The organism is Streptococcus mitis (genome assembly GCF_047463435.1).
Taxonomy (GTDB): domain Bacteria; phylum Bacillota; class Bacilli; order Lactobacillales; family Streptococcaceae; genus Streptococcus; species Streptococcus mitis_DS.
Genome location: NZ_JASHDW010000012.1, coordinates 1 through 24,615, shown reverse-complemented (window position 1 = coordinate 24,615; position 24,615 = coordinate 1). Strand labels below are relative to the sequence as shown.

The window sequence follows — 24,615 nt, the reverse complement described above, 5'->3', positions numbered from 1 at the left end:
AAGGAGAATTCCTATTGTGTCAAATAAACCAATAGTAGATATGATTGAAACCATTGAGCATTTTGCTCAGACACAGCCTAGCTATCCTGTTTACAATGTTTTGGGGCAGGAACACACTTATGGAGATTTAAAGGCTGATTCGGATAGTTTGGCTGCAGCCATTGACCAACTAGGCTTGCCTAAGAAGTCTCCTGTGGTTGTTTTTGGAGGCCAAGAATATGAAATGTTGGCAACCTTTGTAGCGCTGACTAAGTCAGGTCATGCCTACATTCCAATTGATAGCCATTCGGCTTTGGAGCGAGTTTCAGCTATTTTAGAAGTAGCGGAGCCAAGTTTGATTATTGCCGTTTCAGACTTCCCATTGGAGCAGGTTTCTACGCCGATGATGACTCTAGCTCAGGTTCAAGAAGCCTTTGCTCAAGGGTCTAGATATGAGATCACGCATCCAGTCAAGGGAGATGATAACTACTACATTATCTTTACTTCTGGTACGACTGGTAAGCCAAAGGGAGTACAGATTTCACATGATAATCTCCTCAGCTTTACCAACTGGATGATTACGGACAAGGAATTTGCGACGCCAAGTCGTCCGCAAATGCTGGCTCAGCCACCTTATTCTTTTGACTTGTCTGTCATGTATTGGGCACCGACCTTGGCACTGGGTGGTACACTTTTTGCCCTTCCTTCAGCTATTACTCAGGACTTTAAGCAACTCTTTGCGACCATCTTTTCATTGCCAATCGCTATCTGGACATCAACGCCTTCTTTTGCGGATATGGCCATGTTGTCAGAAGACTTTAATAGTGAGAAAATGCCTGGAATCACGCATTTCTACTTTGATGGAGAAGAATTGACGGTTAAAACGGCTCAAAAACTACGCGAACGTTTCCCAAATGCCCGTATTATCAATGCTTACGGCCCAACAGAAGCGACAGTAGCCCTGTCAGCTGTTGCTGTGACAGACGAGATGCTAGCGACTCTCAAACGCCTACCAATCGGTTATACCAAGGCTGATTCTCCAACCTTTATCATTGACGAGGACGGTAATAAATTGCCAAATGACGAACAGGGAGAAATCATTGTTTCTGGACCAGCCGTTTCAAAAGGTTATATGAACAATCCTGAAAAAACGGCAGAAGCCTTCTTTGAGTTTGAAGGTCTACCAGCCTACCATACAGGAGATGTGGGAACTATGACAGATGAAGGCTTACTTCTCTACGGCGGACGCATGGACTTCCAGATTAAGTTCAACGGTTACCGCATTGAGCTAGAAGATGTCTCTCAAAACCTCAACAAGTCTCGCTTTATCGAGTCTGCTGTAGCTGTGCCACGTTATAATAAAGACCACAAGGTGCAAAATCTTCTAGCCTATGTCATCTTGAAAGACGGTGTTCGTGAGCAGTTTGAGCGTGATATCGATATTACCAAGGCTATCAAGGAAGATTTAACAGACATCATGATGTCCTACATGATGCCGTCTAAATTCCTTTACCGAGACAGTTTGCCACTGACTCCAAATGGAAAGATTGACATCAAAGGATTGATTAACGAGGTGAATAAAAGATGATGGAGTTCTTTCAACAGCTTCCTCATTTAGAGCCATATGGGAATCCTCAGTATTTTGTCTATGTGATTGCTGCAACCTTACCCATCTTTATCGGTCTATTTTTCAAGAAACGTTTTGCCTGGTACGAGGTATTGGTTAGTCTCTTCTTTATCGTCACCATGTTGGTAGGTGGGAAGACTAATCAGTTGGCTGCCTTGGGTATTTACTTGTGCTGGGAAATATTGCTCGTACTCTTCTACAAGCATTATCGAAAAAGTAAGGATAGCAAGTGGGTCTTCTACCTAGTTAGTTTTCTGTCCCTCCTCCCGATTATCTTTGTCAAGGTGCAGCCGGCTATCAATGGAACGCAGTCTTTGCTTGGCTTTTTGGGAATTTCTTATCTGACCTTTCGTTCGGTTGGGATTATCATTGAGCTGAGAGATGGAGTGATTAAGGATTTTACCCTCTGGGAATTCCTCCGTTTCCTTCTCTTCATGCCGACCTTTTCAAGTGGCCCAATCGATCGCTTTAAGCGATTTAATGAAAATTATCAGACCATTCCTGAGCGGGATGAGTTGATGGATATGCTGGATGAATCTGTTCGCTATATCATGTGGGGATTTTTGTACAAGTTTATCCTAGCTCATGTTTTAGGAGAAACTTTACTACCTCCTCTGAAGAATCTAGCCCTGCAGTCAGGTGGCTTCTTTAACCCCTATGCCTTGGTAGTTATGTATACCTTTGGTTTGGAGCTCTTCTTTGACTTTGCAGGTTACTCTATGTTTGCCTTGGCCATTTCAAACTTGATGGGAATCCGTAGTCCCATCAACTTTAACAAGCCCTTTTTATCAAGGGATTTAAAGGAATTTTGGAATCGTTGGCACATGAGTCTTTCTTTCTGGTTCCGTGACTTTGTCTTTATGCGAATGGTGATGGTGTTGACCAGAAAGAAGGTCTTTAAGAATCGCAATGTAACCTCAAGCGTGGCCTATATTGTAAATATGCTGATTATGGGATTTTGGCACGGTGTGACCTGGTACTATATCGCCTATGGACTCTTTCATGGATTGGGCTTGGTCATCAATGACGCTTGGATTCGCAAGAAAAAAACGCTCAATAAGGAGCGGAAAAAAGCAGGGAAGCCTGCTCTACCTGAGAATCGCTGGATTCAGTTGCTTGGCATGGTTGTCACCTTCCATGTCGTCATGCTGTCATTCTTAATCTTTTCTGGATTCTTGAATGATCTATGGTTTAAAAAATAAAAGGAAATAAAATATGGATATCAAATCAGAAGTTATCGAAATTATTGATGAGTTGTTTATGGAAGATGTTTCTGACATGATGGATGAAGATCTTTTTGACGCAGGTGTCTTGGATAGTATGGGAACGGTTGAATTGATTGTGGAGATTGAAAACCGTTTTGACATTCGTGTCCCTGTAACAGAGTTTGGTCGTGACGACTGGAATACAGCCAATAAAATCATAGCTGGTATTGTGGAGCTACAAAATGCTTAAACGCTTATGGATGATCTTCGGACCGGTCTTGATAGCTGGTTTGTTGGTTTGTCTGCTCATTTTCTTTTATCCTACTAGTAAAAGTTATAATTTATCAGAAGAAAAACGATATGCAGCAGCGATTAGTACACAAAGTTTTAGAGAAAGATTTCAGAAAGTGAGAGCTCTTTCGGACCCAAGTCTACGATTCATTCCCTTTTTTGGTTCTAGTGAGTGGATTCGATTCGATAGTATGCATCCAGCTGTTTTAGCGGAGAAGTACAATCGTTCGTATAGACCCTATTTTTTAGGACAAGCAGGAGCAGCTTCTTTAAATCAGTACTTTGGTATGCAGCAAATATTGCCAGAGCTAGAAAATAAACAAGCTGTTTTTGTTATTTCTCCTCAGTGGTTTACAGAAACAGAGTATGAACCTGCAGTTTTTCGTAGGTATTTTAACACGGATCAATTGGGTGCTTTTTTGGAAAATCAGTCTGGAGATGTGTCAAGTCGTTACGCCGCTACGCGTTTAATGAAAAAGTATCCTAATGTAGTATTGGGAGACATAGTCAAAAAAATAACCGAGGGTGAGCAACTTTCAGAAATAGATAAGACACTCATAGATACATTGGCACGATTCAACCAAAAACAATCATTTCTATTTGGACAATTGTCAGTGAATGATGGAGAAAAATATAGAGATCGCGTGGAGAAGTATTTAAAAGACCTGCCAGATAAATTTTCCTACGACGAATTGAGAGAAATCGCTGTAAAAGATGCTGAAGCAAATACCACGAATAATGATATGGGAATGGAAAATCGTTTCTATGATACGCAAGTAAAGAAAGATTTAAAAAAGTGGAAGGATTATCAGAAAAATTATAATTTTCTAAAATCATCCGAATATAATGACTTGCAATTAGTCTTAAATCAATTTGCGAATTCAAAAGTGAATGTATTGTTTGTGATTCAACCTGTTAATAAAAAATGGATGGATTATACAGGATTAAATCAAGATATGTATCAACATGCAGTTGAAAAGATTCGTTACCAGTTAGAAAGTCAAGGTTTTACCAATATAGCAGATTTTTCAAAAAATGGTGCTGAACCTTATTTTGTAAAAGATACAATTCATATTGGTTGGTTGGGGTGGTTGGCTTTTGACAAGGCAGTTGATCCTTTCCTATCCAATCCTACACCAGCTCCGACTTACCATCTGAATGAGCGCTTTTTCAGTAAAGATTGGGCGACTTATGATGGAGATGTCAAAGAATTTCAATAGATAATATAGAAGAGTTCAAGAATGAAACTAGTTTTCACGTTTTTTCTTGACTCTTTTTTTGCTTGTGATATAATTAACTGGTAAATAAAATGTCAAAGAATAGTATTTTTCTCTTAAAAAAGAGAAGTCTAAAAGGAAAGGAGTCAGATATGAGACAGCTAGCGAAGGATATCGATGCCTTTTTGAATGAGGTTATCTTGAAGTCTGAAAATCAGCATGAAATCCTGATAGGTCATTGCACTAGCGAGGTGGCCCTGACCAATACCCAGGAGCATATCCTCATGCTCTTGTCAGAGGAATCTTTAACAAATTCAGAGTTGGCTCGTCGTCTCAATGTCAGTCAGGCGGCAGTTACCAAGGCCATTAAGTCTTTGGTCAAGGAAGGGATGTTGGAAACGTCTAAAGATCCTAAGGATGCGCGTGTGATTTTTTATCAATTGACTGATTTGGCTCGCCCAATTGCTGAGGAGCACCACCATCACCATGAGCATACACTTTTAACCTACGAACAAGTGGCGACTCAGTTTACTCCAAATGAACAAAAAGTGATCCAGCGGTTTTTGACTGCTTTAGTAGGAGAAATCAAATAATGAGATACATTACGGTAGAGGATTTATCCTTCTATTATGATAAGGAGCCCGTTCTTGAACATATCAATTATAGTGTTGATAGTGGGGAATTTGTTACCTTGACGGGGGAGAATGGGGCAGCTAAGACGACACTGATCAAGGCCAGTCTTGGAATCCTTCAGCCACGCATTGGTAAGGTGACCATTTCAAAGACAAATACGCAGGGTAAGAAATTGAGAATAGCTTACCTTCCTCAACAGATTGCCAGTTTTAATGCTGGTTTTCCAAGTACGGTTTATGAGTTTGTCAAGTCGGGTCGCTATCCGCGAAAAGGTTGGTTCCGTCGTTTGAATGCTCATGATGAGGAGCATATCAAGGCTAGTTTGGACTCAGTTGGCATGTGGGAACACAGAGACAAACGCTTGGGTTCTCTATCTGGAGGACAAAAGCAGCGAGCGGTAATCGCGCGTATGTTTGCTTCGGATCCAGATGTGTTTATCCTAGATGAGCCGACAACGGGGATGGATGCAGGAAGTAAAAACGAATTTTACGAACTCATGCATCACAGCGCCCATCATCATGGCAAGGCTGTTTTGATGATTACTCATGACCCTGAAGAAGTTAAGGACTATGCGGATCGCAATATTCATCTAGTTCGTAACCAAGACTCGCCATGGCGTTGTTTCAACGTTCATGAGAATGATCAGGAGGTGGGCCATGCTTAGTTTATTATCTTATGACTTTATGCAGCGTGCCTTTCTGGCGGTTATTGCCATGAGTCTTTTCTCGCCGGTATTGGGGACCTTCCTTATCTTACGCCGTCAGAGTTTGATGAGTGATACTCTTAGCCACGTCTCGCTTTCGGGTGTAGCCTTTGGGTTGGTTTTGGGGATTTCTCCGACTATTTCCACTATTGCTATTGTCTTGATTGCGGCGGTCTTTCTGGAGTATCTCCGTACGGTTTACAAGAGCTTTATGGAAATCGGGACAGCTATCCTCATGTCAACAGGTCTGGCTGTTTCTCTGATTGTGATGAGCAAGGGTAAAAGCTCGAGTTCAATGAGTTTGGACCAGTATCTTTTTGGTTCAATCGTGACTATCAGCGAAGAGCAGGTTGTTTCCCTCTTTGTCATTGCGGTGGTTGTTTTGATTTTGACCTTCCTCTTCCTTCGTCCGATGTACATTTTGACCTTTGATGAGGATACGGCCTTTGTGGATGGCTTGCCAGTGCGTACCATGTCCATTCTTTTTAACATGGTGACAGGGGTGGCCATTGCCCTTATGATTCCAGCTGCGGGAGCTCTTCTGGTATCGACTATTATGGTCTTGCCAGCTAGTATTGCCCTGCGATTGGGGAAAAACTTTAAATCAGTTATGTTGCTTGCCAGTGCGATTGGATTTTTGGGAATGGTAGCAGGACTTTACATTTCCTACTATGCAGAAACACCTGCAAGTGCAAGTATTACCATTATTTTTGTAACTGTCTTTTTACTCATTAGTTTAGTAAGACGTTTTATCAAATAGGAGACTAACGTGAAAAAAATTAGCTTATTGCTAGCCAGTCTGTGTGCCTTGTTTTTAGTTGCTTGTTCCAATCAAAAGCAGGCAGATGGCAAACTAAATATCGTGACAACCTTTTACCCTGTCTATGAATTTACCAAGCAAGTCGCAGGAGATACTGCTAATGTAGAACTCCTCATCGGTGCTGGTACAGAACCCCATGAATATGAACCGTCTGCCAAGGCAGTTGCCAAAATCCAAGACGCAGATACCTTCGTTTATGAAAATGAAAACATGGAAACATGGGTACCTAAATTGCTAGATACCCTGGATAAGAAAAAGGTCAAAACCATCAAGGCGACAGGCGATATGTTGCTCTTGCCAGGTGGTGAGGAAGAAGAGGGAGACCATGACCATGGAGAAGAAGGCCATCACCATGAGTACGATCCCCATGTTTGGTTATCCCCAGTTCGTGCCATCAAACTTGTAGAGCACATCCGTGATAGCTTGTCAGCAGATTATCCTGATAAAAAAGAGACCTTTGAAAAGAACGCATCTGCTTATATCGAAAAATTGCAAGCCTTGGATAAGGCTTATGCAGAAGGCTTGTCTCAAGCTAAACAAAAGAGCTTTGTAACGCAACACGCAGCCTTTAACTATCTGGCCTTGGACTATGGACTCAAACAAGTCGCAATCTCAGGCCTCTCTCCAGATGCAGAGCCATCAGCTGCTCGCTTGGCAGAATTGACAGAGTATGTCAAGAAAAATAAAATTGCCTATATCTACTTTGAAGAAAATGCCTCACAAGCCCTTGCTAACACACTTTCAAAAGAAGCAGGTGTCAAAACAGATGTCCTCAATCCTTTGGAAAGTCTGACAGAAGAGGATACCAAGGCTGGAGAAAATTACATCTCTATCATGGAGAAAAACCTCAAGGCTTTAAAACAAACAACAGACCAAGAAGGCCCAGCAATCGAGCCTGAAAAAGCAGAGGATACCAAGACAGTTCAAAATGGTTACTTTGAGGATGCAGACGTCAAGGACCGCACCTTGAGTGACTATGTAGGTAACTGGCAATCAGTTTATCCTTTCCTCGAATATGGCACGTTTGACCAAGTCTTTGACTACAAGGCTAAGTTGACTGGTAAGATGACCCAGGCTGAGTACAAGGCTTATTATACAAAAGGCTATCAGACAGATGTCACTAAGATTAATATCACTGATAACACTATGGAATTTGTTCAAGGTGGACAAAGTAAGAAATTCACCTACAAGTATGTTGGCAAGAAAATCTTGACTTACAAGAAAGGCAATCGTGGCGTGCGCTTCCTCTTTGAAGCCACAGATGCTGACGCTGGACAGTTCAAGTATGTTCAGTTTAGTGACCACAATATCGCCCCAGTTAAGGCAGAACATTTCCATATCTTCTTTGGAGGCACAAGCCAAGAAGCTCTATTTGAAGAAATGGACAACTGGCCAACCTACTACCCAGATAATCTATCTGGCCAAGAAATCGCCCAAGAAATGTTGGCGCATTGATGAAAAACCGACTAGTTCAGTTCATAAGAGCTAGTCGGTTTTTGGGTAATAGATGGCAAACTTCATTATAGATCTTTCAGATACCTAAGGCACTTTAAAAAAATAATAAAACTCTTGAAATATCGAGCTTTATATGCTAAAATGTAGTTAGTTGATAAGGTTCATTAGAACACCAAAGCCCCTAACTATGGCCGTAGTTAAGGGCTTTTTTGACGTATCTTAGCGATTTAACGGGTGTTGATAGGCTAGTCACTCGGTCTACTCCTTACTATCTAGCCATCTGCAGACGAAATACAAGATAATTCCTGCTATGACGTCCGCTATAATAGTAAGAGCGAGCTCTATGATAAGGCTCATTAGTTTCACCTCCTCTCACGAACTGTAAGGAACGTAATCGGTAACCGATGACAAAAATAGTATACCACATTAAATTTGGATCATCAACCTTGCTTAGTTCTTGAAATATCGGGGATAGGCAAAAAGTCTTTAAAATCAGAAAATGTATAGTATCAGATGTATAAAATCTTGATGTTATATCAATCATAAAAGTGGATAGGAAAGTTTTCTGATTATCAGAATTCCTTCCTATCCACTTTTGAAGATTGTAAGTTAGCTTTATTTTATATAGAATCAGCTTATTTGTCAAAACCTTGCAAGGCTTTTTGGCGTTCTTCTACTTGACCTTTAGCATCTAGTTTATTACCAGCGTATACAGCTGACTCCCATGATCCGTACATTGGATTTGGGAAGATGATGAATTTTTCACCGAATTCTTTTTGCAATTCTTCAAGTTGTTTATCACGGTCAGATTCAGAAGTCTTAGAAAAATCTGCAAAGTCTACGAGGTTATCACCAAATAATAAGATAAGATTTGTTTTTTCTTGAACTTTTTGGCGACGACTCTCTTTGGATTTTACACCACTTTCTAAGAACATGAGATGATCACGTCCTTGAACAGGAATTCCTTCACTTTCAAGATTCTTAATGGTAGCATCTACTTGATTAGCTGAGCGGTCAGAAATATAGTAGATTTGGACACCGTTTTGATCAGCAAATTGAAGAAAATCCTTGGCACCTGGGACGGCTTTTGCTGAAGCTTTTTGAACCCAAACATCCCAATTTTCGGGTGTGAATGCTGTACCATCTTTGACATTTTGTACTTGATAAGGGCTATTATCTAGGACAGTTTCATCCAAGTCTAAAACGATAGAGTAAGGTTTGTCTGATTCTGTTTTGAGTAATTCCTTTAGGTGCTTTGTTGCAACGTTATAACCCTGTATGTATAAAGCTTTAGTTTCAGCTGATTTTTGGTACCAAAGAGTTGACATAGTGTTTTCTCTTGACCGTAGTTGGTCATATGTCATTGTAATTTGATTATCAGATGAGCTGTTATTGCTTGTCTGTGTTTCTGTAGACTTTGTTGCACAACTAGCCAATAAGACGACAGAAGCAAGTGCAGAAAGGATTGTAACAGTAGTTTTTGCTGTTTTCATGAAATATCTCCTATTCATTAATTTCAATAAATAGTATAGCACGAGGGAAAAGTTAAGGCAAGTTATTCCCTGACTATGGATGAAGATTCTATAGAAGTTAATGTAATGAAAAAAGCGATTGAGTTTTATAAAGAGTTGTTTTAGGCAGAGATTAGACGACAATGTGACAATTCACCTCTAATTCTTGACATTTCAGGAAAAATCGCAGTAAAAACTGCACAGCCTTCTTTAAATGTGCTATAATACAGGAAAAATAATGATGGAGGTCACGATAATGGCAACATTTTTGATGATTTTTGTGGTGGTTTGTGTGCTCCTATTGGTAGTAGTTACACTGAGTACAGTTTATGTGGTTCGTCAGCAGTCGGTGGCGATTATTGAACGCTTTGGGAAATACCAAAAGGTTGCCAATAGTGGTATTCATATTCGCTTGCCTTTTGGGATTGACTCGATTGCAGCGCGGATTCAGTTGCGTTTGCTACAAAGCGATATTGTGGTTGAGACTAAGACCAAGGACAATGTGTTCGTTATGATGAATGTAGCGACTCAGTACCGTGTCAATGAGCAGAGCGTGACAGATGCTTACTATAAACTCATGCGTCCAGAATCTCAGATTAAATCTTATATCGAAGATGCTCTTCGCTCTTCTGTTCCCAAATTAACCTTGGATGAATTGTTTGAGAAAAAAGATGAGATTGCCCTTGAAGTTCAACACCAAGTAGCGGAAGAAATGACAACTTACGGCTACATTATCGTGAAAACCTTGATTACCAAGGTCGAACCTGATGCAGAAGTCAAGCAATCTATGAATGAAATCAATGCAGCGCAACGCAAGCGGGTCGCAGCGCAAGAATTGGCGGAAGCTGACAAGATTAAAATTGTCACTGCAGCTGAAGCCGAAGCAGAAAAGGACCGCCTCCATGGTGTGGGGATTGCCCAACAACGTAAGGCGATTGTGGATGGATTGGCAGAGTCTATCACCGAACTCAAGGAAGCCAATGTTGGCATGACAGAAGAGCAAATCATGTCCATCCTCTTGACCAACCAGTATTTGGACACCTTGAATACCTTTGCTTCTAAAGGGAATCAAACTATCTTTTTACCAAATACTCCAAATGGTGTGGATGATATCCGTACACAAATCTTGTCAGCCCTCCGCGCTGAGAAGAAATAATAGACCAAAGAGCTTGGCAACAGGCTCTTTTTGCGTAGCTCTTGTAGCTTTGAGGATTAAATCCTCCTCCACAAATTATAGAATCTTTTCTGAGTATTTAGGGAGTTATGGAGGAAGTATTGAAAGCGCTTTTGTTTTGTGATATAGTCAAATTGATAGACTTGTTTAAAGAGGAATGCTTGTATGAGAAGAGAAGAAGTTTTACGAAATCACTGGTTTTTTAGTCAAGAGGTGGGGAAAGAAGATGCCTTGGCATCGGATTTTCAGAGGGAAAATTGGCAGGCTATTCAAGTGCCATACGACTGGAGTATTTACAATGATTTTGACCAGTATTCGCCCGCGCAAAATGAGGGTGGTCAGCTAAATGGGGGTCAGGCCTGGTACCGGACGCAGTTTTACTTGGAAGAAGATGTCAGTCTTGTATCGGTGCGTTTGTTGTTTGATGGAGTTTACATGAATGCTCAAGTCTATATCAACGGGCAAGTGCTGGGTTATTATCCCAATGGCTACACACCCTTTTCTTATGATATCACGCCTTATCTAAGAAATGATGGGACGGCCAACCAGCTTGCGGTTTTTGTGGAAAATCAGCAACCTAGCAGTCGTTGGTATTCGGGTAGCGGTATTTACCGGGAAGTAAAATTGTTGATTACAGATGCAGTTCATCTGGATTTGTATGGGATTAAGATAGAAAGTCCCAAGCTAAAGGAACAAAGAGATGGATGGGTGGAAACTCAGCTTACAAGTAAGGTTTCAAATGATGGACCTCAGTCCGTGTCGGTGTATTTGGAGCAGAGTATCTGGTATGATGGACAACAGCTGTCAGACTGGCAGGCGACAGACTCTCTAGTGATTGAGTCTGGGGACAAATATTCTTTCCAACAAGTCATATCAATTTTCCAACCTTTGCTTTGGGATATTGATCATCCTTACCTTTACCAATTGAAGACTCGCCTATACAAAAATGGCATTTTGGTTGATGAAGAAGAGGAGACCTTTGGTTACCGCTATATGGATTGGCAAGCGAATAAGGGCTTCTTTCTAAATGGTCGCTGGTTGAAGATCCATGGGGTTTGTTTGCACCATGACTACGGAGCGCTGGGAGCTGTGGAAAACAGGTCAGCTGCTGAGAGACGCTTGCGCCAGATGAAGGAAATGGGCGTCAATGCGATTCGAATCACCCATAATCCAGCTAGTAGTATTTTGCTGGATGTAGCTGCCAAAATGGGCTTACTTATCCAAGAAGAAGCTTTTGATACCTGGTATGGAGGCAAGAAAGAATATGATTATGGTCGCTTTTTTGAGGAAGAAGCGACTCATCCAGAAGCGAAAGCAGGCGATTTCTGGTCAGATTATGATTTGCGCACTATGATTGAACGTGGTAAGAACAATCCAGCGATTTTTATGTGGTCCTTAGGAAATGAAGTCAGCGAAGCAAATGGAGATGCTCATTCATTGAAGACGATCAAACGCTTGCTAGAAAGGGTTAAGGAGGTTGATGATAGCCGTTTTGTGACCATGGGAATGGATCAGTTCCGTTTTGGAGATGGGTCTGGAGGTCATGAAAAGATTGCTGATTTGCTGGATGTGGTGGGCTTGAATTACTCAGAAGACAATATTGATGGGATTCGCAAAAGACATTCCAAGTGGCGACTTTATGGATCTGAAACCTCATCGGCTATCCGAACGCGTGATAGCTATTTTCGCCCAGATAAGGAATGGGTTGGTGATAATCGCCGCGTGCGGAATTTTGAACAGTCAGACTATGGCAATGATCGGGTTCCTTGGGGGAAGACAGCGACGGCTTCTTGGATAGCAGATAGAAATCGGCTAGACTATGCGGGTCAGTTTATCTGGACAGGAGTGGACTATATCGGTGAGCCGACTCCTTGGCACAACCAAAATGACACACCTGTCAAGAGTTCCTATTTTGGGATCGTGGATACGGCAGGGATTCCTAAAAATGATTATTATCTCTATCAAAGTCAGTGGTTGGCACTAGATCAGCAGCCTATGGTTCATATCCTGCCCCACTGGAATTGGGAAATCCACAAGAGTTATCAACAAGTTGTGGATAAGTATGGGGATATCCCTGTTCGAGTGTATTCAAATGCTGGTTTTGTAGAGCTATTTCTCAATGGAAAATCTCAAGGTAGGAAGACTTTTCAGGAAAAATGGACTTCAGATGGCAGAAAATACCAAGAGGGAGAAGGTTCTGGCCAACTCTATCTCGAATGGCGTTTGCCTTATCAACCAGGAGAATTACATGCTGTAGCCTATGACCGTCAAGGTCAGATTGTAGCAGAAGATAGGGTGGTAACTGCAGGTAAGCCAGCCAAAATCGGGTTACATGCCGATAAATCACAACTGGAGCCAGATGGGCAAGACCTCCTCTATCTCTATTTTGATGTATTGGACAAGGATGGAAATTGGGTGCCGAGTGCTTCCAATCAGCTTCATTTTAAAATTGAGGGCCCTGCTCGCATTGTAGGTGTGGATAATGGCAGGCAGGCCAGTCGTGAACGTTATCAGGCTCAGAAAAATAGTCGGTTTAAGCGGAAAGCCTTCCATGGCAGAGGTGTACTTTTGGTTCAGAGCTTGGAGCAGGCAGGCCAAGTAAGAGTAAAGGCCAGTGCCAGAGGGCTAGAGCCAGCAAGTTTTGATATCTTAGTGGGAGAGGCTTTGGCTACCCAACCAGTGAAAAATAAGAGCTTGTTTGAGATTCGAGTGGACAAGCAGGCAGGATTACAAGAAGGGGATTCCCCAGCGATTGGACTTTATCCACAAATTGTGGATAACCCTGTGAACAAGGTGGGGAATAGTGAAGTGATTTGGGAGACGAGTGGTAGTGCCCACGCCATTATCAAGCAGGGAGTGCTTTATTGCTTGTCTGCAGGCGACTTGGCTATTCGCGCCATTTATCAAGGAAAGACCTATCAAACTCATTTGCAGGTGGCAGAAAATACTTCGCTAGGCCGAGCAGTTTCTGTAAGACCACTTCGCTTGTATACAGCTAAGGGGACTTATCCACAGTTTCCGTCCTCGGTCTTGGTGGACTATGAGTCAGGCGGTGCAAAACGAGTCAAGCTTGTCTGGGAGGAAATTCCTAAAGAAGCTTTGGCTAGCTTTCATGAATTTACGGTATCTGGTCAGCTTGAGGGACTGGATCTAAAGGCTTCGGCTCAGGTTTGTGTTCAAGGGATTTGCGCTATTGAACCTGAAAAGGTTTGGACGCTTGTCAAGGAATCCCCACACTTACCAGACCGAGTCAAGCTAGTCTTATCAGATGGCAGACGAGATACGGCCAAGGTGACTTGGGATGAACTCGATCCTCAAATCTATGCTCAGGTAGGAGAATATGTTCTCACAGGACATGTAGTGGGCTGTGAGTTGCCAGCAACAGTCACCATTCATGTGACAGATGCTAGTGTAGATGGGGAAGTTATTTCCAATCAGTGGACAGGATCTAACCTGCCTCTGGTCTTTGCTTCCCATTCAGAGCCTAATCACCCAGCATCTTACCTCAATGACAAGGTCATTGCATGTAAGAAATCGACAGCCAATACTTGGATTGCCAAGTCAGAGCAAGCTAGCGTGGGCATTCTGTTTGGAGATGCAGGGATTTTAAAACCGCGATTTGTGGATAACCTGACCTTGTATTATGTTGAGAATAAAGAATACGTGGCGATGGAGCCTACTTTTATTGATTATTATGTAGGGAATGAGCCTACTTTACCTCGGACTCCCAACCATTTGGACAAGGATTCTCTGCTCAAGCAAGAGGAGAATTGGCGCCCTGTATCAGGCATCCGAAAAGTGTCAAGCGACAAAGATGAAGAGCTTCGTTTTGAATTTGACAAGGTGGAGACTTATGCCCTTCGTCTTCGATTTGAAGGCTTGACCAGTCCCCTAGCGCTAACAGAACTGCAGGTACATGCCAAAAAAGTAAAGAAAAATGTAGATAGGAAGTAGTATGGTAAGAGAAATAAAACCGCATGGCCCTTTGCCTAGTCAGGCCCAGCTAGCGTATTTAGAGGATGAACTAGCAGCCTTTATCCATTTTGGCCCCAATACCTTTTATGATCAGGAATGGGGGACAGGTCAGGAGGATCCTGAACGCTTTAATCCGACAAGGTTAGATGCGCGTGAGTGGGTTCGCGTGCTCAAGGAAACGGGTTTTAAAAAGTTGATTTTGGTGGTCAAGCACCACGACGGCTTTGTCCTCTATCCGACAGCACACACAGATTATTCGGTCAAGAGCAGTCCTTGGAGGAATGGAGAGGGGGACTTGCTCCTTGAAGTATCCCAAGCCGCCACAGAGTTTGATATGGACATGGGGGTCTACCTATCGCCTTGGGATGCCCACAGTCCTCTCTATCATGTGGAGCGAGAAGCGGACTATAATGCCTATTATCTGGCACAGCTGAAGGAGATTTTATCAAATCCTTCCTATGGAAATGGAGGGAAATTTGCTGAGGTCTGGATGGATGGTGCCAGAGGAGAGGGCGCTCAAAAGGTCAATTATGAATTTGAGAAATGGTTTGAGACCATTCGTGAGCTGCAGGGAGATTGTTTGATCTTTTCAACAGAAGACACCAGCATTCGCTGGATTGGCAATGAACGAGGGTATGCAGGTGATCCATTGTGGCAAAAGGTGAATCCTGATAAAATGGGAACAGAAGCAGAGCTGGACTATCTTCAACATGGGGATCCCTCAGGTACGATTTTTTCAATTGGTGAGGCAGATGTTTCCATCCGGCCGGGCTGGTTTTACCATGAAGAGCAGGATCCTAAGTCACTTGAGGAGTTGGTAGAGATTTATTTTCACTCGGTAGGGAGGGGCACACCTCTTTTGCTCAATATCCCACCGAATCTAGATGGTCTCTTTGATGAGAAAGATATTAAGCGTCTTTATGAATTTGCTGCCTACCGTGATGTGCTCTATAAAGAAGATTTGGCTCTGGGAGCCAAGGTATCTGGTCCTGCTCTTTCCGCAGACTTTGCTTGTCATCATCTGACGGATGGCCTTAAGACCAGCTCTTGGGCAAGCGATGTAGGCTTGCCAATCCAGTTAGAACTAGACTTAGGGGCACCTAAAACTTTCGATGTGCTTGAGTTAAGAGAAGATTTGAAGCTAGGCCAACGAATCGCTGGCTTTTATGTGCAAGTAGAGGTGGATGGCATCTGGCAGGAATTTGGTGCGGGCTTCACAGTTGGTCATAAGCGCCTCTTGCGAGGTCCACTAGTAGAGGCGCAAAAGGTGCGCGTGATGATTACGGAGGCACAGGATTTGCCCGTTTTAACAAAAATTTCACTTTATAAAACTCCTAGCTTAGCAAACAAAGAAGTTGTTCAGGGACTAGCATTTGCAGAAAAAAGTCTAGCTGTGGCAAAGGGAGAGACCCTTCATTTTAGGATTGAACGTAGTGAAAGCAGTACTCCTTTGGAAGCTAAGATTTCGATTCAACCGGGGACGGGTGTGCATGGTGTCGCCTATCAGGATGAGATACAAGTCCTTCAATTCCAAACTGGGGAAAGCAAAAAAGACCTGACCATACCAACCCTGCACTTTTCTGCTGATAAGACCTTGGATTTCTATCTGAATCTGACTGTTGATGGACAACTGATTGATCAAGCTCATATTTTAGTTGAAACGAGATAAAATATCTTCACAATTCATTTCCTTTTCGAATAAATAGATAGAACCATCGAATCTAGCAAAATTAGATTTAAAAATATGGTATAATAGAAGGAGGAAATGGATGATTTTAAGACATCCGGGTATCAGCCCGACCAATGATTTGGTTGCTAAGAAAATCTTTAGCAATCCAGAAATCACTTGTCAATTTATTCGCGATATGCTGGACTTGCCAGCCAAAAATGTAACCATTTTGGAGGGGAGTAATATTCATGTTTTGCCTTCTCTGCCCTACTCGGCTCAGGATTTCTATACAAGTATAGATGTTTTGGCGGAGTTGGACAATGGCACACAAGTAATTATTGAGATTCAAGTTCATCATCAGAATTTTTTCATCAATCGCCTGTGGGCTTATTTGTGCAGTCAGGTCAATCAGAATCTTGAAAAAATTCGTCAACGAGAAGGTGATACTCATCAGAGTTACAAGCATATCGCACCAGTATATGCTATCGCAATCGTGGATAGCAATTACTTCTCAGATGATTTAGCTTTTCATAGCTTTAGTATGCGCGAGGACACGACAGGTGAGGTCTTAACTATCACAAACAATGGACAGGAACATCATCTAGTCAAGATGGCGTTCTTAGAATTAAGAAAATACAGAGAAACCAGCAAAGACGAGGTTCGTAAGCCGTGGTTGGAGTTTTTTGGGAATAAACCCTTTACCCAGCAACCTGAGCGAGCCATCAGCCAGGCAGACCAACTGCTAGACTACAAGAGCTGGTCCGAGGAGGACAGGAAAATGTTTAGCCAACTACGTATGCGAGAAGAACAAGCCTTGTTAGCGCAGGACTATGCCTTGGAACAAGCTGAGGAAAAAGGGTTGGAGCGTGGGAAAGTCGAAGGAAGAGTCTTTGCCTTCCTAGATATGGTCCGTCAAGGTCTTCTGACTTCAGAAGTTGCTAGCCAGCAATTAGGTATGACTGTCGATGAGTTTGAAGAACTATTGAAATAGCATCACAAATAGGGACTAAAAAATACAGAGAAACCAGCAAAGACAAGGTTCGCAAGCCGTGGTTGGAGTTTTTCGGTAACAAGCCCTTTACTCAAGACCCCGACCGAGCCATCAGCCAGGCAGACCAACTGCTGGACTATAAGAGCTGGTCCGAGGAGGACAGGGAAATGTTTAGTCAACTACGTATGCGAGAAGAACAAGCCTTGTTAGCGCAGGACTATGCCTTGGAACAAGCTGAGGAAAAAGGATTAGAACGTGGTCTTGAACGTGGTAAAGCCGAGGGTGGTTTTGCTATGTTAGCAAATCTTGTTCATCAACATCTTTTAACAGCTGAGGTAGCCAGCCAGCAATTGGGCATGTCAGTAGCTGAGTTTGAAGAACTATTGAAAGAGCATCACAAATAAGAACTCAAAACATACAGAGAAACCAGCAAAGACAAGGTTCGCAAGCCATGGTTGGAGTTTTTCGGGAATAGACCTTTTACCCAGCGCCCCGAGCGAGCCATCAGCCAGGCAGACCAACTGCTGGACTACAAGAGCTGGTCCGAGGAGGACAGGGAAATGTTTAGTCAACTACGTATGCGTGAAGAACAAGCTTTGTTAGCGCAGGACTATGCCTTGGAAACTGCTAGGGCGGAGGGTATCGAAGAGGGATTAAAAGTAGGTTTAGTAAATCTCGTTCGCCAAGGTCTTTTGCCTTCAGAAGTTGCAAGTCAGCAGTTAGGCATGACTGTCGCTGAGTTTGAGGCCTTGTTGTAAATAAAATAGAAATGGACATGTTATCGAACTAGATAGCATGTTTTATTTAGGGGGCAAGCATATTTATCTGAGGTTTATACTCTGTTTTTTCAATTTATTAAAAAAAGACAATACCCAAAACGCATAATAATAGACGAATTAAACATGCATGAAAATGTGAAAAATGCGAAATGGAATTTTCTGAAAATTACCTACATTCCCAAAACGCTTTTTTTTTTTTTTTTGCGAAAATTACAAATCAAATGACTTGCATATATATTAAAAATAAAGTAGAATAGTTAATGTAAGGGTTCACATTAACTACACTAACTAGCCGTTGAAAGAAAAGGCTAGTTTCGTGTGAATTTCTAAAATAATATACTTCCTAAAAAGGAGACGATAATGGAAAACAAAAACTCTATGAGTCGTGTTGAGCGTTTGCACCGTGAGAAGGTGACTCGCTACTCTATTCGTAAATACAGCTTTGGTGCAGCTAGTGTAGCCGTTGCTGCTCTTTTCATGTTCTTAGGGAACGGAGCTGTATCGGCTGATATGACTGCTGTTCAACCGCAAGACGAATCAGGGCTTAAAGCTGAACGACCTGATGAAAATGCTGAACTACCTCAGGTCGAAAAGGAGGTTGTACAACCAGCAGAAAGCACTCCAGCAGCACAACCAATTGCAGAAGAGCCTACTGCTAAGCCAGCAGAACCTGCAACTCCAGCTTTAGACAAAAAGCAACTTGAAAGCTACATTAAAGAAATCGAAGCAAAGCTTGCTAACGGTTCTTATGCTAATAAAACAGATGAATCTGTTGCAGTATTAAAAGCAGAACTAGAAACTGCAAAAACTACATTAGTGAATGCAACAAGTCAAGACGAGCTTACAAAAGCTTACAACAAACTTGTCACTACAGCTAACACTAAACTAAAAAACAAGCCTGTAGAGAAAAAAGAAACTCCAGCAGTAGACACTACTAACGGAAAAGAAACTGTAGGTAAAACAGCAGAAAACACTGAGAAAAAATCAGAATCTAACTCAATCGAAAACACAGGTTCAAACGACCCACGTAACGGTAAAGAGATGGATAAAGATAACGCATTTAGAACAGAAGCAACTACAACAAAAGTAGGGAATATTAGTTACACTATAGAGTTTTCTGATGATGCTAAAAAAGAAATTTATCTTTATAACCAAGAAGATACAAATATTGATATCACTGTGAATTCCACTGCAGGAAATATTAGTTCAGTAAAAGTAAGAGGTGGGGGTAACAGACCTCTTGATAAAGCAACTGAAGATAGTGCTGTTCAAATTGATGGATTTGGATGGAGTTATACTCAAACTTTAACTGAAACACCTGGTCCAGTAACAATGAATATTACTGGTAAGACTAATGAAAAATTTTTAGGTCTTACTCCTACTAACAGACGTGAAGATCAAAACTCTGTTTTGGGAGATAGATATTTAGTAGTTACAGATACGGCAGGTGGAAGTGTCAGCGCATCTTCTAACGGATCAAATCAACCAGGATTCTTTAAATTAGTTGTTAAATCTCAAACATATAAATATGACATTAAAGATTTAACTGATTCTACACGTATCACTGTTAATGATATCGATAATGTTACAGATGCAGAGTTAACAACGATTAAATCAAGATTACAATTAGAACATTCTAAAAAGAGTAATGATGCACGATTTGTACGTGGGGCAGCAGTTGCTAATCCTACTTCATTAATCGATACTGTTGCAGTATCAACAACTGAACCAAGCAAACTTGTTGTAACATACATCGATGGTTCTACAGATACAATTGAAAAGAACAAAGTATTAAACGTAAGACCAAAAGGAATTATTCCGTTCTCTAATCCTGCTACAAAAGAAATCTATGTTTACAAAGGTGAAGAGACAAATATTGAATTATCAGCAACTGATGATTCTGGGAAAATTAAAGATATTCGCATTGCTGAAGGTGGAAGAGGGAATAATGCTCCAGGTGCTGCCGGTGGTAGAATAACAAATCAGTATGGATTGACAACAGGTTACCAAAGAAATGAAGCAGGAATCGAAGCAACAGAGACTAATCCAGCAAAAGTAACAATTACAGGAACAGTGTCAGTATCAGGTAAACCAAACTTTACAGGTCCATTAATGACGAGATACTTAGTTGCAGAAGATTTAGAAGGTGCAACATTCTCTGACCCTAATGGTAATAGTGATTCTGGTAAGACAGTAGATCAAGTGCCAGAAGGATGGTTCAAACTAGTAGTTCGTGAACAAACTCAAAAATATGATATTCAAGGACAAACAGAAGAAGGTAATAAAATAGCAGTTTCTGATGTTAATAATTTATCAGATGCTGATTTTGAAAAAATCAAAAATAACATCAAGATTCAATATAAAACTAGTGATGATGAAAGACTAAAAGATAAAGATGGCACATTAGTAGAAAATGCGTCGCAATATATCAAATCTGTAACTAAAGAAGGCGATAAAATTGTAGTAACTTATAAAGATGGTTCTACTGATAAACTAACTCTTACAGATGTAGTAACACTAGACAAACAACCTGCTATTGATGCAGTAAATACAGCAGCAACTGAGAAAATTGTAGCAATTAATGCTACTCCAAATGCTACTGATGAAGAAAAAGCAGCAGCCGTTGCAAAAGTAAATGCTGACAAAGAGAAAGCTTTAACAGCAATCAATGATGCTAACGTAACAACAAAAACAGCTCTAGATGCAGCTCAAAAAGCAGGAACTGATGCAATTGCAGCAGACAACCCAGTAGTAGCTAAAAAAGACGCAGCTAAAGCAGATGTAGAAGCAGCTCGTAAAGCTAAAGAAGATGCTATCAAAGCAAATCCAAACTTATCGGAAGATGAAAAAACAGCAGCCATTGCTAAAGTGAACAAAGCAGCAGAAGATGCTAAGAAAGCGATTGACGCAGCAACTTCAAATGCAGATGTAGAAACAGCAAAAAATACTGGAATTTCAGAATTCGGTAAAGTTAATCCAGTAGCAAAAGCTGCAGCTAAAAAAGCAATTGCAGATGAATTAAGTGCTAAAAATACTGAAATCGATGGTCGTCAAGATTTAAGCCAAGCAGAAAAAGATGCAGCCAAAGCAGAAGCTAAGAAATTAGCAGATGCACAATTAGACGAAATTGCTAAACAACCTGATAATGCAGAAACTGCAGATGCAGCGACAGCAGCCCAAACAGCGGTAAATAATGCTGGAACAAAAGGTGTAGCTGATGTTAAAGCTGTAAATCCATTAGGAAAAACAGCAGCGAAGGCAGATATCGAAACAGCTCGTCAAAACAAAGTAGATGAAATTACTAATAATAGTAACTTATCTCAAGAAGAAAAAGATGCAGCAATTGCTAAAGTTAACAAAGCAGCAGAAGATGCAGCAAAAGCAATTGATGCAGCTCAAACAGCGGATGAACTTACAACAGCTAAAGGTACCGGAACTACCGCTATCGATAACGTAACTCCAGTAGCAAAAACAGCAGCTAAAAAAGCAATTGCAGACGCACTAACAGCTAAGAATGCTGAACTTGATAAGCGTACAGATTTGACTGATGAAGAGAAAACAGCAGCCAAAGCAGAAGCACAAAAATTGGCAGATGCACAATTAGCAGAAATCGCTAAACAACCAGATGCAGCAGATACTAAAGAAGCGGCTAAAACAGCACAAGATGCGGTAAATGCAGCTGGAACAAAAGGTGCAGCAGACGTAGCAGCTGTAAATCCAGCGGCAAAAGCCAAAGAAAGTGCTAAAGCAGATGTTGAAGCGGCTCGTAAAGCCAAAGAAGATGCGATTAAAAAAGATCCAAACTTATCAGATAAAGAAAAAGACGCAGCAATTGCTAAAGTGAACAAAGCAGCAGAAGATGCTAAGAAAGCAATTGACGCAGCAACTTCAAATGCAGATGTAGAAACAGCAAAAGGAACTGCAACTACAGAACTTGGTAAAGTAAACCCAATAGCGAAAGAAAACGCAAAAGCAGCGATTGCGAATGCTTTAACAGCTAAGAATGCTGAACTTGATAAGCGTACAGACTTAACAACAGAAGAAAAAGACGCAGCCAAAGCAGAAGCTAAGAAATTAGCAGATGCTGAATTAGCAAAAATTGATGCTCAACCTGATAATGCTGATACACCAGAAGCAGCAGCGACAGCACAAAAAATCGTTGATGATGCTGAAGATAAAGGTGTGGCAGATGTTACAGCAGTAAATCCAGAAGCTAAATCTAAACCAGCAGCCAAGAAAGCAATCGAAGATAAATTAGCAAAACAATTGGAAGATATTGCTAACACTCCAGATGCTACAGATGATGAGAAGAAAGTTGCAGCAGATGCAGCCAAAGCTCTAGCAGATGAAGCTAAAGAAGAAATCGATAAAGCTGGAACAGATGCTGAAGTTAAGCAACTTCAAAAAGAAGCTGAAGGTGAAATTGAAAAATCTGTACCTGTTGTAGAAGATAAACCAAACGCTCGTAAAGCGATTGAAGACGAAGCTAAAGCTAAAAAAGCAGCAATCGATGCACGTAATGATTTAACTCCTAAAGCTAAAGAAGCATTAAAAGCTAAAGTAGATAAAGTTGCTGAAAAAGCAAAAGCAGCAATCGATGCAGTAACTAGTGTAGAAGATGTTAATACAATAGAAGAAGCAGATAAAGCAGCTATTAAAGCAATTGGAGATATCAATAGACCAATCGATAAAGTTCTAGTAAAAGACCCAAGTGCTCTAACAGATGAAGAAAAAGCTAAAATCTTAGAAGAAGTTAAGAAAGTTAACCCTACAGCCACAGAAGTTAAATATAACGATAATGGTGATATTGAAGTTACTACAGAAAATGGTAATAAAGGAACGATTAAGCCAGCTAAATTAGTTAAAACTGAGGGAGATTTAGATAACGGTAAAGGTGGAAATAACATTCATAAACCACTTGATAAAGTTATCGTAAAAGATCCAAGTGCATTAACAGATGAAGAAAAAGCTAAGATTGTTGCTAAAGTTGAAGAAGTAAATCCAGATGCTATCGTAACAATAGATGAAAACGGAACTGTTTCTGTTTCTACTCCAGATGGTAAAACTGCTGCAATTCCAGCATCAGATTTAGTAAGAACTAAAGAAGATACAGCAAAAGCTGGAGCAGGTAACTCTAATATTGTTAAACCAGCAGACAAAGTAGTTGGTGAAGCAAATGATCCAGATGATCAAGCTAAAGCAGAAGAAAAATTAAGAGAATTAAACCCAGAAACTAAATCTGTTAAATTCGATGAAAATGGAAATGCAACAGTTACATTAAACGATGGAACTACAGCAACAATCCCATCAGAAGATTTATTCAGATCAGCAGCAGATGCAACTAAACCAAATGCAGGTAACGACATCGTTAAACCAGCAGATAAGACAGCAGTTAAAGATCCAGCTAACTTAACTCCAGAAGAGAAGAAAGCGATCGAAGATAAAGTTAAAGCTGTAAACCCAGATGCAACAGTAGTTGTAGATGATAAAGGAAATGCGACAGTTACAACCCCAGAAGGTAAGACAGCCGTAATTCCAGCAACAGACTTGACGAAAGATCCAGAAGCTGCAACTAAACCAAATGCAGGTAACGACATCGTTAAACCAGCAGATAAGACAGCAGTTAAAGATCCAGCTAACTTAACTCCAGAAGAGAAGAAAGCAATCGAAGATAAAGTTAAAGCAGTCAACCCAGGTTCAACTGTAGTAGTGGACGATAAAGGCAATGCGACAGTTACAACTCCAGAAGGTAAGACAGCGGTAATTCCAGCGTCAGACTTGACTAAGTCAGAAGCGGATGCAGCTAAACCAAACGCAGGCAATGATATCGTTAAACCAGCGGACAAAACTGTAGTAGCTAACCCAGACAAACTTACAGATGCTGAGAAGAAAGCGATTGAAGATAAGGTCAAAGCAGTCAACCCAGGTTCAACTGTAGTAGTGGACGATAAAGGAAACGCGACAGTTACAACTCCGGAAGGTAAGACAGCTGTTATCCCAGCGTCAGACTTGACTAAGTCAGCAGCAGACGCAGCTAAACCAAACGCAGGCAATGATATCGTTAAACCAGCGGACAAAACTGTAGTAGCTAACCCAGACAAACTTACAGACGCTGAGAAGAAAGCGATCGAAGATAAGGTTAAAGCAGTCAACCCAGGTTCAACTGTAGTAGTGGACGATAAAGGCAATGCGACAGTTACAACTCCAGAAGGTAAGACAGCAGTAATTCCAGCGTCAGACTTGACTAAGTCAGCAGCAGATGCAGCTAAACCAAACGCAGGTGATGACATTGTTAAACCAGCGGACAAAACTGTAGTAGCTAACCCAGACAAACTTACAGACGCTGAGAAGAAAGCGATCGAAGATAAGGTTAAAGCAGTAAATCCAGGTTCAACTGTAGTAGTGGACGATAAAGGAAACGCGACAGTTACAACTCCGGAAGGTAAGACAGCTGTTATCCCAGCGTCAGACTTGACTAAGTCAGCAGCAGATGCAGCTAAACCAAACGCAGGTGATGACATTGTTAAACCAGCGGACAAAACTGTAGTAGCTAACCCAGACAAACTTACAGACGCTGAGAAGAAAG

General features: G+C 41.3%; 14 protein-coding genes and 2 pseudogenes. 15 read left to right on the top strand and 1 reads right to left on the bottom strand.

The window, feature by feature from the left end; genetic code table 11:
• Positions 1-16: 16 nt before the first annotated feature.
• The 8 genes from dltA to adcA all read left to right on the top strand — a co-directional run bounded on the left by dltA (position 17) and on the right by adcA (position 7,930).
• Entirely contained in the window at positions 17-1,567 is a 1,551-nt protein-coding gene (gene dltA, locus QM843_RS08145; protein ID WP_414304348.1) for a D-alanine--poly(phosphoribitol) ligase subunit DltA, read from the top strand.
• Complete coding sequence (gene dltB / locus QM843_RS08140; protein ID WP_261150233.1) at positions 1,564-2,808, top strand: D-alanyl-lipoteichoic acid biosynthesis protein DltB; 1,245 nt, start codon at positions 1,564-1,566, stop codon at positions 2,806-2,808. The genes dltA and dltB overlap by 4 nt, the downstream gene beginning before the upstream one ends.
• Positions 2,809-2,821: 13 nt before the next feature.
• Positions 2,822-3,061, top strand: a complete 240-nt coding sequence (dltC, locus tag QM843_RS08135; RefSeq protein ID WP_000351967.1) for a D-alanine--poly(phosphoribitol) ligase subunit DltC — start codon at positions 2,822-2,824, stop codon at positions 3,059-3,061.
• The gene (dltD, locus tag QM843_RS08130) at positions 3,054-4,322 is read left to right on the top strand and encodes a D-alanyl-lipoteichoic acid biosynthesis protein DltD (protein WP_414304349.1); all 1,269 of its coding nucleotides are present in this window, start codon (positions 3,054-3,056) and stop codon (positions 4,320-4,322) included. The genes dltC and dltD overlap by 8 nt, the downstream gene beginning before the upstream one ends.
• Before the next feature lie 149 nt (positions 4,323-4,471).
• Positions 4,472-4,912: a zinc-dependent transcriptional regulator AdcR gene (gene adcR, locus QM843_RS08125; RefSeq protein WP_084865129.1), complete on the top strand. Its 441-nt coding sequence runs from the start codon at positions 4,472-4,474 to the stop codon at positions 4,910-4,912.
• A complete protein-coding gene (locus QM843_RS08120) occupies positions 4,912-5,616 on the top strand; it encodes a metal ABC transporter ATP-binding protein (protein WP_001269496.1) in 705 nt (234 codons plus the stop codon). The genes adcR and QM843_RS08120 overlap by 1 nt, the downstream gene beginning before the upstream one ends.
• The gene (locus tag QM843_RS08115) at positions 5,609-6,415 is read left to right on the top strand and encodes a metal ABC transporter permease (RefSeq protein ID WP_000950033.1); all 807 of its coding nucleotides are present in this window, start codon (positions 5,609-5,611) and stop codon (positions 6,413-6,415) included. Before QM843_RS08120 ends, QM843_RS08115 begins: the two co-directional genes overlap by 8 nt.
• Before the next feature lie 9 nt (positions 6,416-6,424).
• Positions 6,425-7,930, top strand: coding sequence for a zinc ABC transporter substrate-binding lipoprotein AdcA (gene adcA, locus QM843_RS08110; RefSeq protein WP_414304350.1), 1,506 nt, complete (start codon positions 6,425-6,427; stop codon positions 7,928-7,930).
• Positions 7,931-8,565: 635 nt separating this feature from the next.
• On the opposite strand, the gene QM843_RS08105 is transcribed toward adcA, so the two are convergent.
• On the bottom strand, positions 8,566-9,423 hold the full coding sequence (locus QM843_RS08105; protein WP_261048687.1) for a 5'-nucleotidase, lipoprotein e(P4) family: 858 nt from the start codon (positions 9,421-9,423) through the stop codon (positions 8,566-8,568).
• A gap of 289 nt (positions 9,424-9,712) precedes the next feature.
• Between QM843_RS08105 and QM843_RS08100 the strand changes: the two genes are divergently transcribed.
• The 7 genes and pseudogenes from QM843_RS08100 to QM843_RS08070 form a co-directional block, all read left to right on the top strand.
• The gene (locus QM843_RS08100) at positions 9,713-10,597 is read left to right on the top strand and encodes an SPFH domain-containing protein (RefSeq protein ID WP_261048721.1); all 885 of its coding nucleotides are present in this window, start codon (positions 9,713-9,715) and stop codon (positions 10,595-10,597) included.
• Positions 10,598-10,780: 183 nt separating this feature from the next.
• Positions 10,781-14,569, top strand: a complete 3,789-nt coding sequence (locus QM843_RS08095) for a glycoside hydrolase family 2 TIM barrel-domain containing protein (RefSeq protein WP_414304351.1) — start codon at positions 10,781-10,783, stop codon at positions 14,567-14,569.
• A gap of 1 nt (position 14,570) precedes the next feature.
• Positions 14,571-16,259 (top strand): alpha-L-fucosidase, encoded by a 1,689-nt coding sequence (locus QM843_RS08090; RefSeq protein ID WP_414304352.1) that lies wholly within the window; start codon positions 14,571-14,573, stop codon positions 16,257-16,259.
• A 100-nt stretch (positions 16,260-16,359) separates the two neighbouring features.
• A complete protein-coding gene (locus QM843_RS08085; protein ID WP_414304353.1) occupies positions 16,360-17,250 on the top strand; it encodes an Rpn family recombination-promoting nuclease/putative transposase in 891 nt (296 codons plus the stop codon).
• Positions 17,251-17,267: 17 nt separating this feature from the next.
• Positions 17,268-17,654, top strand: a pseudogene (locus QM843_RS08080) (Rpn family recombination-promoting nuclease/putative transposase); the annotation flags it as partial.
• A pseudogene (locus tag QM843_RS08075) lies at positions 17,655-18,008 on the top strand (Rpn family recombination-promoting nuclease/putative transposase); the annotation flags it as partial.
• A 381-nt stretch (positions 18,009-18,389) separates the two neighbouring features.
• Positions 18,390-24,615 (top strand): DUF1542 domain-containing protein (locus QM843_RS08070; protein ID WP_414399220.1); only part of this gene is annotated, 6,226 nt, incomplete at its 3' end.